The organism is Streptoalloteichus tenebrarius, from assembly GCF_024171885.1.
GTDB lineage: Bacteria > Actinomycetota > Actinomycetes > Mycobacteriales > Pseudonocardiaceae > Streptoalloteichus > Streptoalloteichus tenebrarius.
The window spans coordinates 47,390-62,794 of sequence record NZ_JAMTCP010000011.1 but is presented as its reverse complement, the minus strand read 5'-3'; the positions used below and the strand labels follow the sequence as shown (position 1 = coordinate 62,794).

At 68.4% G+C, this 15,405-nt stretch carries 10 protein-coding genes; 8 read left to right on the top strand and 2 right to left on the bottom strand.

Annotated features, from left to right (window positions below; all coding sequences use genetic code 11):
• Positions 1–123: 123 nt before the first annotated feature.
• Complete coding sequence (locus LX15_RS12630; RefSeq protein WP_253669739.1) at positions 124–843, bottom strand: class I SAM-dependent methyltransferase; 720 nt, start codon at positions 841–843, stop codon at positions 124–126.
• A 140-nt stretch (positions 844–983) separates the two neighbouring features.
• Between LX15_RS12630 and LX15_RS12625 the strand changes: the two genes are divergently transcribed.
• Positions 984–1,970 (top strand): Lrp/AsnC family transcriptional regulator, encoded by a 987-nt coding sequence (locus tag LX15_RS12625; protein WP_253669738.1) that lies wholly within the window; start codon positions 984–986, stop codon positions 1,968–1,970.
• Between the two features lie 861 nt (positions 1,971–2,831).
• The gene (locus LX15_RS33105; protein WP_253669737.1) at positions 2,832–4,895 is read left to right on the top strand and encodes a tetratricopeptide repeat protein; all 2,064 of its coding nucleotides are present in this window, start codon (positions 2,832–2,834) and stop codon (positions 4,893–4,895) included.
• Between the two features lie 647 nt (positions 4,896–5,542).
• On the opposite strand, the gene LX15_RS12615 is transcribed toward LX15_RS33105, so the two are convergent.
• A complete protein-coding gene (locus LX15_RS12615) occupies positions 5,543–6,982 on the bottom strand; it encodes a nucleotide sugar dehydrogenase (protein WP_301304491.1) in 1,440 nt (479 codons plus the stop codon).
• A gap of 159 nt (positions 6,983–7,141) precedes the next feature.
• Here LX15_RS12615 and LX15_RS12610 point away from each other — a divergent pair, with 159 nt between their 5' ends.
• From LX15_RS12610 to LX15_RS12585, 6 genes are all read left to right on the top strand, one after another.
• Positions 7,142–10,147, top strand: coding sequence for an AfsR/SARP family transcriptional regulator (locus tag LX15_RS12610; RefSeq protein WP_253669735.1), 3,006 nt, complete (start codon positions 7,142–7,144; stop codon positions 10,145–10,147).
• Positions 10,148–10,799: 652 nt separating this feature from the next.
• Positions 10,800–11,840, top strand: coding sequence for a hypothetical protein (locus tag LX15_RS12605; protein WP_253669734.1), 1,041 nt, complete (start codon positions 10,800–10,802; stop codon positions 11,838–11,840).
• Positions 11,841–12,010: 170 nt separating this feature from the next.
• Complete coding sequence (locus tag LX15_RS12600; protein WP_308213458.1) at positions 12,011–12,466, top strand: hypothetical protein; 456 nt, start codon at positions 12,011–12,013, stop codon at positions 12,464–12,466.
• Positions 12,454–13,191 (top strand): TIGR02391 family protein, encoded by a 738-nt coding sequence (locus LX15_RS12595; RefSeq protein WP_253669733.1) that lies wholly within the window; start codon positions 12,454–12,456, stop codon positions 13,189–13,191. The genes LX15_RS12600 and LX15_RS12595 overlap by 13 nt, the downstream gene beginning before the upstream one ends.
• Before the next feature lie 816 nt (positions 13,192–14,007).
• The gene (locus LX15_RS12590; protein WP_253669732.1) at positions 14,008–14,406 is read left to right on the top strand and encodes a hypothetical protein; all 399 of its coding nucleotides are present in this window, start codon (positions 14,008–14,010) and stop codon (positions 14,404–14,406) included.
• A 596-nt stretch (positions 14,407–15,002) separates the two neighbouring features.
• Entirely contained in the window at positions 15,003–15,296 is a 294-nt protein-coding gene (locus LX15_RS12585) for a hypothetical protein (RefSeq protein ID WP_253669731.1), read from the top strand.
• Positions 15,297–15,405: the final 109 nt, after the last annotated feature.

Here is a 15,405-nt window from a genome sequence, read left to right as displayed (position 1 = left end):
CCCGCGCTACCCGCCGCGAGGACGTGAGAAAAGGACCTCGCCTTCGGCACCCGCCCGTGGGGGCGAACGCGCCCCAGTGTCCTCAATGGACAGTCTGGGGCGCGCCCGCCGACGGCGCGGCGATCAGTCGCGGAGCGCGCGCAGCAGCCAGGCGGGAAGCCTGGTCCGCCCCTCGTCGTCCGTCTCGCCGCGGCGGCTGGGCCACCCCGGTTGGTCCAGGTAGGCCGTCATGGCCTCCGTGGCGCTCAGCAGCACCTCCTCGCGCAGCTCCACGATCCGCCACCCCGCGCCCTCCACCGTCGTCCGGAGGTTCTCCTCCGACACCGGCATCGGTGCGCCCAGCCCCGCGATGGTCCGGTCCGAGAAGCACACGATGTTCAGGCGCGCTCCGGGTTTGGTGACGCGGCGCAGGGCCGCGACATAACGACGTCGCGCGTCGTCGTCGAGGCAGTGGTAGAGGGCGCTGTCCACCACGGTGTCGAACCGGCCCTCGTACCCGGCGAGGCTCGTCGCGTCCGCCACCGCGAAGGCGACGTCGACGCCCCGGTCGGCCGCCCGTCGTTCGGCCTGCTCGATGGCCTTGGGCGAGGCGTCGACCGCGGTCACCCGATATCCCCGCGAGGCGAGGAAGATGGCGTTCTCACCGAGCCCGCACCCGACGTCGAGCACCTCCCCGACGACGTGCCCGGCCCGCTCCAACTCCGCCACCGCCGGCTGCGGCTCCCCGATGTCCCACGGCACCCCCGCGTACGGCAGCCCCTCCACGAGTTCGCCGCCCCCATAGAAGGCGTCGAAGTCGAGGGAGCCGGGGACGGCCTGGTGTTCCTGGTCCCGCTCGGCCATGCGTTCTTCTCCTTGTCCGGTCATGGTTCTCCCACTCCCCACGGCTCTTGACCACTCGGAGACAGCGTCCCGAACCCGACCCTCGCCCTCCAGCGACAGCCGTCAGGATGACGAGAACCGCCATGGGAGACCATGACGAGATGGAAACCGTCACGCTGGACGACCTCGACCGCCGGCTGATCCACGCGCTGGCGATCGACGGCCGGGCGCCCTTCCGCCGGGTCGCCGAGGTGCTCGGCGTCTCGGAGAACACCGTCGCCCGCCGCTACCGACGGATGCGCGCGGCCGGCGTGCTCCACGTCGTCGGCGCCGTGGACGCCTCCCTGCTCGGCTACGACTCGTGGACGGTGCGCGTCCGGTGTTCGCCGGAGGCCGCCGGGGCGATCGCCGCCGCGCTCGCCCGTCGCCCTGACACGTTCTGGGTCCAGTTGCTCTCCGGCGGCACGGAGATCTCCTGCTACCTCCAGTCCGCGACTCCCGGAGACCGCGACGCGCTCCTGCTGGACCGGCTCCCCCGCACCAACCGCGTCCACTCGGTGACCGCGCAGTCGATCCTGGACGGCTTCCTCCTGCCCACCGGCTGGGCCGGACTGGCGGCCCTCGACGACGACCAGGTCGCGCGGCTCCGGCCGTCGCCAGCTCCCACCGAGGCCACGCCGGTCACGCTCACCGAGGACGACCTCGCGATGCTGGCGCTCCTGGCGCGGGACGGGAGGGCCTCGCACGCCGAACTCGCGGCCGGCTCCGGCCGGTCGGAGTCCACCGTGCGTCGCCGCCTGAACCTCCTGCGCCAGGCCGGGGTCCTGTCCTACGACCTCAACATCGCCCCGGCGACGCTGGGTTACCGCACGGAGGCCCGGCTGTGGCTGTCGGTGCGCCCCTCCGCCCTCGACCAGGTGGCGCATGCCCTGGCCGGGCACCCCGAGGTGGCCTTCGTCGCCGCGACCACCGGCCCGACCAACCTGGTCGCCTTCGTCGTCTGCCGCGATGGCCGCGACCTCTACCGCTACCTCTCCGAACGCGTCGGCGCGCTGGACGCGGTGACCACGTTGGAGTCGGCACCGGTGACGAGAACCGTCAAACGAATGGGCGTCCTCCCACCGCTTTCCCTGGACAGGAACCGGTGACCCGCGTGGTGGCCGCCGGAGCACCCGCACCAGTCCATCCCCCCACCAAAGATCAGAAACGGTAACGGCCCTGCATTAGCCCAGGTCGCGGCCGGTCCTCCCCACGTACGCGGGGTTAGTCGTTGCATCCCTGAAGGGGACAGCAGTAGCGGCTATCAGATTCATCGGTGGGGAAAGGAGCAAGGGCACAGAAGCCTGCCAGAAATCTCATTCACGGTAGAGCTGCTGGTCGCGCTGACGGGAGGACGCCACCAAGAAATTTTCACATCGCGTCGGAAGTCCCTGGACAGGCCCGCACCTTCGGTCCGGAAGGTAGCGCTTCCGCAGACTTGAGTTACCTCACCACGCAACGTGCGTCTCTGAAGTGTGAAGACGGATCAGGAACAGATGGTCTTGCTCCGAACGCCGTGCAGAGCCCAAGCACAAGCCAGGACGACACCTCACGCCGGAAGTTCTTCCCCGTTGCCGACAGACTCTCACGTTCCGCGCCAGGCCACGCCGAGCCGAACCACCGTGAGGCCGAGCGCACCAGTAGTGAGCGGAAACAACCAACATCTTTTGCTCGATCGGTGGCCCTAGTCCACACGACGTGATGAACAGACAGTAGCGAGAAGGCATGCCTTCGACGCAATGCGCTACATCCTTCGCAGGAAGAACGATGACATCGAAACACTAGGGCACTCGACCGCGATACACAGGAGACGTTTGCCGTGCCACCAGAGGTGACGCGATGTCAGGCGGAGCGGGACATGCGCGGATCAGGCGGTGAGGACCAGAGAGCGGCCACGGAGACCACCGTCGACAGCTCCGTGACCGCTTCGACGGTGGGACCGGTCATCCAGAGCGGCGCCATCCACGGCGGTGTCCATCTTCACCAGCCGCCCGATCCCCCGGTCGCCCCCGTCCCCCCGCCAACTCCCCGCGCCCCCACCGTCCTTCACCAATCGCGACACGGAACTCGACCAACTCGACCAGTGGTTCGACGAAACGCGGCCCGGCCCGCTGCTGGTCGTGGTCAACGGGATCGGCGGCATCGGCAAGACCGCGCTCGCCCTGCACTGGCTGTCCAGACGCGCATCGGGTCTACGCGACGGCCAGCTCTTCGTCGACCTGGCGGGGTTCACCCCCCAGAAGGACCCGGTGGCTCCCAGCGACGTGCTCGGCGGGTTCCTGCGCGCACTCGGTGTCGCCCCAGAACACGTCCCCGCCGCCCTCCCCGAACGCACGGCGCTGTTCCGCACCCTCACCGCCGACAGCCGGCTCGCGGTCCTCCTGGACAACGCCAGATCAGTCGCCCAGGTCCGACCGCTGGTGCCCCCGTCGCCGCACAGCATCGTGGTGATCACCAGTCGGTGGCGGCTCAGCGGTCTGGCCCTGGACGGCGCCCAGTTCCTCGACGTGGAACCACTGGCCACCGACGCCTCGGTCCTGCTGCTGAGCAAGGTGGTGGGCTCACGCCGGGTCGAACAGGAGCCTCTCCCCGCCCAGGAACTCGCCGTGCTGTGCGGCGGCCTGCCCATCGCCCTGTCACTGCTGTCCGCACGTCTGGCAGAACGACCTCACTGGCGGCTCTCCCGCGCGGCACACGCCCTGCACGACGAACGACGACGTCTCGCCAACCTGGCGGCCGACGATCAGCTCTCCCTGAAGGCGGTGTTCGACCTGTCCTACCACAACCTCAACCCCGAGCTGGCCCGTGCGTACCGGCTCCTCGCCCTCCATCCCGGCCCTACCTTCGGGCTCCAGGCCGCTGCCGTCATCCTCGACACCGACGAGGATGAGGCTCTCCGCCACGTCACCGGACTGGTACGCACCAACTTGTTGGACGAAAGCCCCCACGAGCGCTTCCGGTTCCACGACCTCGTGCGGCTGGACGCCTCCCAGCGAGCCGAGGCCGCCGAACCCGCCCAGCACAGGGACACGGTGCAGCGACGCGTGCTCGACTGGTACCTGGAACAGACCATCGCCGCGGACCTGGCCGTCCGCCCGACCCGGGTGCGGGTCGGGCCGGGTTACGACCTCGCTCCCGCGGCCACCCCCGCCTTCGACTCCCGCGACAACGCCCTGGCGTGGTTGGACTCCGAACACACCAACCTGGTCCACGCCGTCCACCTGGCCGCCGAACGCCACTGGAACGCGCTGGTCTGGCAGTTCTGCGAGGCCATGTGGAGTGTGCTCGTTCATCGCCGCCCCTACCAGGACTGGATCGCCCTGCACCAGCTCGCGATCCAGTCCGCCCGCCTGGACCGGAACCCGGTGGCCGAGGCCAGGATGCGGTGTCAGCTCGCGACCGCCTACCTGGACCTGGAACGGTTCGCGAACGCCGAGAGCGAGTGCCACCAGGCCCTGCGCCTGGCGCGTGACCACGGACACCGGCCGACCGAGGCCACGGCGTTGGAACAGCTCGGCATCGCCGCCCGCGGGCGCGGTCACCTCCCCGAGGCCGTCGACCACCTCCGCCAGGCTGTCGCCCTCGCCCACACACAGAACCAACCACGCGCGGTGGCGATGCGACGCCGCTGGATCGGCGAGATCCTCGCCGATCTCGGACACACCGACGAGGCCGTCCAGGAACTCACCGCGGCCCGCGGCCTCATGGCCGAGTTGGGCGACCTGGTGGGCGAGGCCAGGGTTCTGACCTCGCTCGGGTCCACCTTCCACCGCGCCGGGGACGGCGCTCAGGCGACGAGCTTCCTGGACCAAGCCATGGCCAACCTGTCCGCGCATCGCTCGCCCTACTACGAGGCGGAAGCCCTCACGGTGCTGGGCGAGGTCGCCGCATCACGCGGCGACCTCAGCACGGCACACGACCACTGGGAACGGGCCGAGCAGTACTACCGGGGCCTGGGCAGCCCCCTCGCCGATCGCCTCCGCGAGCGGCTGAGCGGGTCAGATCCGGAGACCCCCCGCCACGAACCACGCTGACCTCCGGAGGGCTCGCACCTGCCCCAATCCAGCGAGGCGGCCGCGACATCGGCGGGTCGCAGCGAGGCCAGCGGGCGCCCCGCCACGAGCCACGCGTAGGCGACCGCCGCGAACCGGCCGATGTCCGTGGCGACACTCGGATCACCGGACAACTCCGCACGCTGCCCGTCCCGGGAGACCACAACGCAGCCAGCGCCAGCGCAGACAGCCGCGACAATCGAACAACCGACGTAAGTCCGCAACGTCTCCCGCGCCGCGCGGTCGACCTGATCGGCGTTGGACCGCGGCGGCACCACGAGCACGTCAGCCAGTTCCCACTGGCTGGGCTCGGCGTGCTCCATGTACACCACGGTGAAGCCGGGGTCCCCGTCGCCGGGCACCACCACGTCGGGCAGGACGCAGGAGACGGACAGCAGGGCTCGTGACGCTGAGGCGGGTGTGGGTCTGCTCATCGGAAGCGGTCCTCTCAAGGTGGTGAGCTGGATGGTGGGGGGGCGAGGCCGTCCGCCCGGTGAGCGGTACTACGCGGCGGCCTTCGGAGATGGCGAAGAGGTGCGGTGCGGAAGGCGGGCCAGGGTGTGGTGCGGGACGGACAGCCCCGCACCACACCCGAGCCCGTTCGTCCGCCTGGCGTCAGGCGCGGCGAGTCACCCTGCCTGCGTCTCCTGATCCCGCGGCCCGGACGGGCTGATCCATCGGGCCTGTCCGTCCGCCATGTCCACGACCGGAATCCGGGCACCCCGCAGTGACTCCGCCAGGCCGGCGTGCCGGGTCAGCACGACCGCGAGGTCGAACCCGTCGAGTTCGGCCAACGGCGTGGAGCGCAGGACGGACCCGTCGGGCAGGCACAGCAGAGGGACGAGCGGGTCGTGGTAGCACACCGACGCCTCCAGGCGTAGGCGGTCCAGAACCCGCACCGCCGCGGACTGTCGGACGTCAGCCACGTCGGGCTTGTAGCAGACGCCGACCACCAGGACACGTCGTCCCCTCAAGATCATGCCCCGTGCCGCCAACGCCTCCTGTAGCCGGGCCACGACCCTGGCGGGCATCACCTCGTTGACCGCCAGGGCGGCGTCGACGACCTCGGTGCGCACCCCGACCCGGCGGGCGCCGGAGCTGAGGAACCCCGGCACCACCGGGATGCACGCTCCCCCCGCGCCGATTCCCGGCCGGTGCGGGAGGAAGCCGAACGGCTTGGTGGCCGCGGCGTCGAGCACCTCGCCCACCTCGACCCCCCAGGAGCGGCACAACTCCGCCAGCTCGTTGACGAGTGAGATGTTGACCAGCCGGAACGTGTTCTCGAACGTCTTCACGAACTCGGCGGTCCGGCAGGTGCTGACCGGCACCACGCGCTCGACCAGCCGCGCCATGAACGCGGCCGCGACCTCGGTGCAGCGCGGCGTGAGCCCGCCGACCACACGCGGGATGCGCGTGGCGGGCAGGGACTGGTTGCCGGGGTCGATGCGGTCCGGCGCGTGAGCGAGATGGAAGTCGACGCCCGGCGCGAGACCCGAGGCGTCGGCCAACCGGCGGGCGACCCGCCCTTCCACCGTGCCCGGCGGGCACGTGCTCTGCACGACGACGAGACCACCACGCCGCACCGCGCGTCCCACTGCCCGGCAGGCGAGCGAGAGCGGCGCGAGATCCGCGCCGTCGTCACCACCCGGCGGCGTCGGCACGCACAACAGGTGTACGCCGGCCGTCGGCGCGACAGCGCCCGCCAGCCGTACGCGCAGACGCGGAACGGGCGGCGCCGCGCGCAGTTCGCCCACCCGTCGTGGATCGGCGTCCACCCCCACGACGGACATCCCGGAGTTGGCGGCAGCGATCGCCATGGGCAGGCCCGTAACGCCCAAGCCGATCACTGCGACATCAATGTTGTTCACAGCGAACCTCCCCCCGTCCGGATGCGGGCCGCGTCGGGCCCATGCCGATCTCCGGACGCGAGCGAGGATGGAGAACGGCGCTTGCCATACCGCCGGTCTCGTTCTCGTCAACGCGCTTGCCGCCGCCGGCCTGGCCGTCGCGGCGAGGTCAGCCCTGGTCGCTACGCCGAAGCGCGCTTCCGCTTGACGCCGACTTGCCATGTACTTGCCTGTCGCTTGTGACACTTCTCGGCCAACTGCACTACTGTGCGTAACATTGTGATCACGTTGCGCATAGGCGCGGCGACGGCGGGGTACGACCCAGCACACTTGCGGTCGACGTCGGTCGGGGGTCCGACACGGGTCCGGCATGGGGGTCGCGTGAAGCTCGTCTTCAAGATCTTCGGACGCACACGGTTACGCGTCAGCGGACGCACGATCGAGAACTGGGGGCGGGCCAAGGAACGCGCCCTGCTCGCCGTGCTGCTCTACCGTCGAGGCAGGCCCGTCTCCGTCGAAGAGTTGATCGGTTGGCTCTGGGACGCGCCGGCCCCGAGAAGTGTCCGGCAGTGCCTGCAAACCTCAGTGAGTCGGATTCGCAAGGTGCTCAGGCGTGCCGTTCCGTCACTGGAGCTTCGTCACGCCAACGGGTTCTACAAGCTGGAGATCGACGAGACCTTCATCGACTTCTGGCAGTTCCGGGCACTGGTTCGGGAGGCGGGAGAGGCCACGCGGCACGGTGAGTACGACCGGGCCCGTGTGCTGCTGCACGACGCGTTGGGGATGTGGGAAACTCCTCTGGCCGATCTCGACACACGGTGGGCGGACTCCCAGCGGCGACGACTGACAAGCAACGTCCTTCTGCCAGCCCAGTACGCGCTGTTGGAGAACTACCAGCGGTTGCAGGACCATCAAGCCGTTCTCGAACTGGTCGACGAAATCCAGGACGAGCACACCCTCGACCAGAAACTCGCCACATACAAGATCCGATCGCTCCACGCGCTCGCCAGGTACCAGGAGGCGATCTCCTTCTTCCTCGATTTTCGTCGGTGGTTCACGGCGGAGACAGGAGCAGCGCCCTGCGCGGAACTCCAGGCCCTGCATGAAAGGTCGATGTCCGCCGACCAGATGCCTGCGGCAGAGACGAACGGAGCCGCGGCCGAGGCTGTCGTGCTGCCCGCGAACCTCGAAATCGGCGCGACAGGTGGCGATCTTCCACACGACATCTGGAACTTCGCCGGCCGCGAGGATCTCCTCGCGGAACTGGACCACTGCCTGGACCGCTGGCTCACCAGCCGACACGGGGGCCTCATCGCGCTGGACGGCTTTCCCGGCATCGGCAAGACGACCCTGGTCATTCACTGGGCCCACCGCGCCCGCGAGCGCCTTCCCGGCGGCCAGGTGTACCTCGACCTCCGAGGGTTCGCGTCCGAGTCCCGCATCGAGCCGGCCGAGGCCGTGGTCCATCTGCTCACCGCGCGGGGCGTGAACGTGAAGTCCATTCCGAGCAGCGACGACCGATGGACTGAGCTTCGCAACCAGTTCGGGGGGCAACGGGCGCTTGTCGTGCTGGACAACGTCACCGACTCCGCGCACGTGCGCCCACTTCTCGCACCCCTGTCCAGTTGCCTGGTCGTGGTCACCAGCCGAAACCAGCTCTCCGGCCTCGCCCTGCGCCACGGCGCCCACCGGATGACACTGCGCCCGCTGAGCGACGACCAAACAGCCGAGTGGTTACGCAACCACATCGGTAGGCGGGCGCACACGGAACCGAAGGCGCTACAGGCTCTCGTGACCATGTGCGGCGGCCTGCCCCTGGCCATGCAGCTCGTCGGTCAACATGTGAGCAGTCACCACGAACGCTCACTCTCCGATCTCGTTGCGGAACTTCGCCACCAACGCTCCATGCTGTTGTTGGGGGGCGAGGTAGAGAACCCGATCCTGCGAACCGTCTTCTCGTGGAGTTACGAGGCCCTGCCCGACGACGCCAAACGTCTGTTCCGGTTGTTGGGACTCCACCCGACTCCCGAGTTCAGCCTCCACGTCGCCACCGCACTCAACGCCTCGACGGGCCCGGAGACACAACGCCACCTCGACGTCCTGGTCGGCACACACCTGATCCACCAGATTTCCCGGGACCGGTATCGGATGCATGATCTCCTGTGGGAGTACGCGAGGAACCACATCCTCACCGAGGACGCTCCAAGCCGACACAAAGCCGCAGTGCGGATGCTCGACTGGTACCTCTACTCCTCAAGCAACGCCGAGAAGGCATTCATGCCGCACGTCGAACCTACCCCCGTGCCTCCCCCGAGCCATGAAACACGGCCACTCCACGTCGACGGCCCTCGCGCCGCCCTCCGATGGGTCCGCGAAGAGGAAGAAAACCTGATCGCGGTGGTACAACAGGCGGAGCGCCTCGGGCTCCACCACCATGCCGCCCTTCTCCCCAGCACGTTCGTCGACATACTCCTCCACTTCGGACACTACGAGGAACTCGTCCTCGTGTTCACCGTGGCTGTTCGCGCAGCGAAAGCGGCGCGAGACAAGGACATGGAGGCCTCGGCATTCAACAACCTCGGCAGCGTCCACCAAGAGCTGAGGGACTACGAAGAGGCCGACACCTGCTTCCGCAAGTCCTACGCCCTCTACGAAGCACTGGGAGATGTTCCGGGCTGCTCGGCCGCCCTCCACAACCTGGGGACAACGCACATCAGGCGGCGACGCTACCCCGAGGGCATCGAGTTCTACCGCCGGTCCCTGTCCCTGGCAGTAGGAACCGGACTGCCGGGTGAGGAGGTGCGCGCCTCGCGCCGGCTCGCCTGGGCCTACGCGCAGGCCAGGCGTTACACCGACGCCTCCCCGCAGTATCAGCACGCATGGCAGCTCAGCAGGACCATCGGTGACCTCCACATGCAGGGCACGATCTTGGCGGAGCTCGGCGAGCTGCACTACCTCTCAGGCGACACCACCGCGGCGGAGCAGTACTGCCGAGAGGCGTTGGCCATCCACCGCAGAAGGACCAACCTGTCCGGGGCAGGGCTGGCGTACACAGTGCTCGCCCAGATGTCTGGCGACCGTGACCAGTGGGAGGAGTCTCGAACAGCCATCCGCATCGCGATCGCCTGCTACCGGCAGGCCCGCGATCCCGAGGGCGAGGCACAGGCGACGGACGTTCTCGGCCTCGTGCTCAGGAAGCTCGGGCTTCATGAGGCCGCCGGTGAAGCATGGAAACGGGCAGTCGACCTGTACCAGGAGCTCGGCCACCCACGCGCTGACACACTCCGGGACGAACTCGGGGAGGTACGAGCCGAGCTCCCCGCGCTGCCGCCCGCGAGGAGGGCCGCCCTGACGCGAAACTCAGGCATTATGCCGAAGCGGACCTGAGGTTGCCGCAGCATCTCCCCGATCTTGATCTTCCTCGGGATCGGTAACGTGCCACGTCGTGATCTTCACGCGATGGTGGCCGTCACTGCACGTCGGAGTGATCCTCCCGGTGGTGATGGCCGCGACGGCCGGCGCACTCCCTGCACCCACTGTGGACCCGCCCACCCAAACGGACCGTCCCTACCGATCGTCGGCCGTGTCTGCCCACCCCACCAGTTTCACCGATTCCCCCATCTACGCAGCGAGCAAGAACGTCCGAACCTGACGCAGGGGGACCGCCGCACGCGGGCCGGCGGTCCCCATTGGACCGAAGTACCCACCTCTGAGATGAAGGAGAGGGCAACGAACGACTGCGCGCAGGTCAATCTGGACACCTGGACCGTCGACGGGCACCGCTACCGAGACGAGACAGCGCACTTCGTCTGCTGGGCGGTCACCCAAAACACGCCCACGGCCTGCCCTTCGAGGCGACCCGCTGGCATGGGACCACGGGCATGCTGGATACCGAGAAGCACTGGGCCGATGCCAGCGACTCCTGCACGAGGACACACTCACGATCTCCGATCGGGTCACCGAGCTGCTGCTCGTGTGCTATATGTCCGGCGCATGGCCACGACCACTCAGCTCACTGCCGACGACATTCAGGACAACGGTGGCAACGTCGCGATCACCTTCAGCCGCGTCCCGTCACTCTTCCCGAGCGACTGGCCGTCTGGTCCGAGAACTGGCCCCCGGCAAGGGCGGCAACATCCTCACCGCGCCTGATGCCAAGACTTGGCTGTTCCTCGGCGAACACCCCGCCCATCCCATCGGCAACGACGCGCCGGGCAACCGCCCGCAGCGGATCGACCCGGATCCCCGGCGACACCGCTCCACCGCCCTGTTCACACTGGCCAGTGTGCTGCCCGCCGCGATGCTGGCCCGCATGTCGGCATCCACATCGTGGTTGCCGTGCAATGGCAGCAAGCCAGCTCCGGCGACGGGCCGCCTACACCGCCGACATCAGCCGCCATTCGCAACAGGCCAACTCCGAGCCCCGGAACCGATCGAGAGACAGAACCCCATGCCGCACAACAACCTGGACGCGCTCGCTGTGACTCCCAAGACTGGTGACGAGCCATTTTCACAACAGGGCCGGGCCATCGGCGCGAACCTCCGCGACTTCTGGAGTTGGGCGTGCTCGGACCTCGTCAATAACGCGATGCGTGGCGTGCTCGCCGAGTACATCGTGGGGCTGGCGCTGGGATGCGTCGGCAGCGGCACGCGTCTGGAATGGGATGCCACCGACCTACGGACCCGTCAAGGGCTGCGAGTGGAGGTGAAGTCGTCGGCCTACCTGCAAAGCTGGAAACAGGAGCGGCTGTCGAAGATCTCCTTCGACATCAAACCTGCCCTCGGCTGGGACGCCACGACGAACACCAACGCGACCGAACGCGCACGACAAGCCGACGTCTACGTCTTCTGCGTCCTCGCATCCACTGACAAAGCCGCGGTGGACCCGCTCAACCTCGACCAGTGGGACTTCTACGTCATGTCCACGAAACGACTCAACGCCGCGGTCGGGGAACAGAAGACGATCACTCTCGGGAGCCTGTTAAAGAATACCCCCGCCAAGTGCTCGTTCGCTGAACTTCCAGCATGCATCGAGGTGGAAGCGAACCAAGAGCGGACACACTGCCCGCCAGGATCGTGAGCGCCCGGCCACCCGGGGGCTGGGCTCACCTGTCCCATGGGAAACGAGCGGACCGGATCAGCTCAGCAAGGCTCGGGCCCGGATCTCGGCGTGTCGTTCGATGTCGTCTGCGAGGCACCGCCACACCGTGCCGTCCCCAAGCCCACGCCCACCACCAGCGGGTCCTGCGCGTGGCCCCCGAACGCCACTTCCACGCCGGGGCGGTGGAGGCCCAACTCGGCTGGTTCCAACAGGCCGACCTCGACCCCGCCACCACCCTGGTGCTGGCCGAACTCGGGTTCGTCGCCGAACTCCGCGGCGACGCCACCGCCGCCCACACCCCGCGGCTCGGCGACCCCCGCGCGACAGCCCTGGCGCTGGAGGGCCTGGCCGGCGCCCACACCCTCGCCGGGGACCACCAGCGCGCCGCGGTCCTGCTCGGGGCCGCGGCCGCCGCCCGCGACGCGGTGGCCGCGCCCCTGCCGCCCGCCGAACGCGGCGACGTCGACCGGATCACCCGCGCCGCCCGTCACGCCCTGGAACAACCGGACCTCGCCGAGGATGGAGTCCAGTTCGGGCTCCGGATGGAAGCTGGGCGCCCGCTTTTGTCGGTGCCGTGTGCGACCGTCAGCCGGTGGCGCAGTTGAACCGCGAGTGGGCGATCGGCAAGCTCAAGGCCTTCCTTGAGACAGCTTCGCTGGAGCATGTTCCCAATCAGCCGGGCATGATCGGCTTCTGGCACTACAGGTTGCGGCACCCGAAGGACCAAGTGCTGGCAGCCGCCCAGATCGTCGAGCAGATCCTGGACCGGGTGGTTCCGGTTTGGCGAACCGCCGACTGGGAGGAGCCATCGAGGCAGCCGATGTGGCGTCATCGCGAGGGCGCCCAGCGGGCGATCGCGCAGTTGGAGTCCGAGCAGGAAATCATCGACAACCTGGGCAGTGGCGCACCGCTGCTCGACGCCGCGACATTGCATCCCTGGGTTTGGGGAAGCGTGCAAGGGCTGTGGAGCAGTGGCCACTTCCGCGAGGCCGTCGGTGCGGCAGCCAGGGCTATCAACGCGCAGGCCCAGGCCAAACTGGGACGAAGGGACGTCTCGGACGCAAAGCTGCTGTCTGATGCCTTCTCGACCAATGCTCCGACGAGCGGGCACCCTCGCTTGCGCCTGAGCGCCGACGATGGGAGCGAGACGTTCAGGAACCGTCACGAAGGGGCGGGCAACTTCGCCAGGGGTGTTTACTCGGCGATCCGCAATCCGATCGCTCATGAACAGCTCGATGAGCTCGATGAGAACGAGGCTTTGGAGCAGTTGGCCGCGTTCAGCATCCTGGCGAGATGGGTCGACGCCGCGACCGTTGAGACCGTCAAGTAACTGGACTGTTTGTGGTGGGTAAGGTGTCTCGTGTGCCGAAGGTATAAGTAGCCTGGCTCATCCTCGGCCTGTGCACGGCAACTCTTCCCCCATCGGTCCTGCTCGCCATCGCCGTCCTCGGAGGTGGATGCGCTTGTCCTCGCCCAGGTAGCGGGAGACGCCGCGCGCCGCGCGGGAGCATGATCGCTTCAGCGGCGTTGGCGTCTCCTCTTCCGCCAGACGCACACTCTGCTGTCGCCGGGTCTCCAGTCATGGCATCGATCCCGACCGAGTGGGTCCACCTACCGGAAATCCGCAGGTAAGCGCAAGCCTCTACAGGAGAACGGTGTTCTCCGGTTCACCATCAATCCCTCCGATGTCATGTATCCGCGAGGGAGAAGGAACGTCGGCACTGCGCGCTATAGCCAGCTCGGCCACCCTTGCCGCTATGGTGCCACGGTCCCCGTCGAACCCCGGTGCGCTGCCCTGATGTGGACATGCGACGGTGATAAGGCACTAGATCAGACAGGCCGAGAGGGTGGAGCCGCGTCCGTGATGGGCCGATCGAGTGGACGGGGCGGGAACGACATCCGACGCCGCACTGAGTGTGTTCCGATATCCGCCGTCGTACACGGGGCTGGAAGGCCCGTCACCTTGGGAGTCATCGGTTCATGGATCCGTTGTCGTTGTCCTCGCTGGGAGCTGTCGGGCTGGGATACGCCGTGAAGTTCCTGTTCGACCGCGCGAATGCCGCCCTCGACCGCCGGGCGCAACGCCGCACCGCTGGTACGCCGGGACCCGCGGGCGGTTCGACCGCAGAGTCCGCAGCTGGTTGCCGTGGAGGACTCCCCTGCTGCTGAGCCCGAGCAGGGCCTAGGCGCGCACAAGACGGTGGACAAGGACGCTGCGGAACACGAGGTGATCAGCGCGATGCGGGTGTTGGAGGTCTACCGCGCTAAGAAGCTCGCCCTGGAGCCGAGGGACACGGTGTTGCTGGACACGGTGCAGCGGCTGCACGCAGCACTGGAGCGCCTGGAGGGCGTTCCGGTAGATCTGAACGCAGCGGCGAGGTCGCTGATTGAGGTCGAGCAGTCCGCTGATCACGTCCGGGGCGCGTTGACCGGCGCTGATCTGGGCATTTCGACCCTGGACGCCGCTACCCGCGTCCGGCAGCAGGTCGGCACCGTGCACGAGGGCGGCTCCGTCACCGGTTTCCGCGCGGGCGGTGCCCAGTGAACGCACCCAGCGGCCCCTGGTTCGGCCGTCGCGGCACCCGTTCCGACAGCGGGTCCGAGCTCGGGACGGGAGTAGGGCAGGACCCCAGAATCGAGGCAGGCCCAGGGAACGGTGTCCAGGATTCTGGCGACAGCGGCGCCGAGCCCCCAGAAGTACTCCAGGATGGAGTCGGCCCAGCCGGGTCGGGGGAAGCGAATGCGGTCCCCCGGGGTGAGTTCGCCGCCGATGGCGTCGAGCATCGCGATAACACCTGGCGCGTTCTGCCCGGTGGCGTCCACCGCGTCGCGACCGCCGAACTCGGCGTTGAGCGAAGTCGCCCAGTAGTAGACGTGCGTCACGGGCAGCCCGGTCAGGGCGGCCGCGGCGACCTGGAAGTCGCGCATGGGCGAACCTGTTGCGTCCGCCTACCCCTCGCCCGCAGCTCTGGGGGCCGCTGAAGAAGACAACCACTTCAAGCACGACGGCCTACTCCGTCACAAGCTTCCGGTCACCGCCCTCGGCCTCGCCACCCTGGGAATCGGCCTCGTCGTGGCGTTGAACAGCGGCGGCCTCTGTTCCTGAAGTCCACCACCCCCACCCATGACGAGCGGTCGGGGGTGGTGCTCGGCCACGTCGGTGTGGCCGAGCACCATCTCGGCGGTCGTCCGTTCGAGAACGCCGGGGACCGGCGCTTCCTGCGCGCCTACTTCGTGGGCACCCCCACCACCGGCGATCCCAAGACCCTGGTGAAGGGTCCCGCGCTGCACCCCTTCCCGGACCCGGACCGACAGATGGAACGGCCCCAGGGGCCGGTCGACGGCTGCGGGATCTTCGGCGGCGGCACCCGCCTGCCAGAGGGCGAGGTACTCACCGAGGGACTGTCCACAGAGGACGCTAACGCGGATCAGTAGATACAAACTGCGGCGGATGAGTCACCTAAAATAGTGCTGCCCCGGACACCGGACCGGGGCAGCACTGCATATTCTCGTACGCCCCGCGCTCCAGCACAGAACCAGGCCG

What these genes read in the sequence shown, in the direction of transcription:
- LX15_RS12630 (WP_253669739.1), bottom strand. Translation starts at nt 843, where the DNA reads ATGGCCGAGCGGGACCAGGAACACCAGGCCGTCCCCGGCTCCCTCGAC.
- LX15_RS12625 (WP_253669738.1), top strand. Translation starts at nt 984, where the DNA reads ATGGAAACCGTCACGCTGGACGACCTCGACCGCCGGCTGATCCACGCG.
- LX15_RS12615 (WP_301304491.1), bottom strand. Translation starts at nt 6,982, where the DNA reads ATGGCAAGTCGGCGTCAAGCGGAAGCGCGCTTCGGCGTAGCGACCAGG.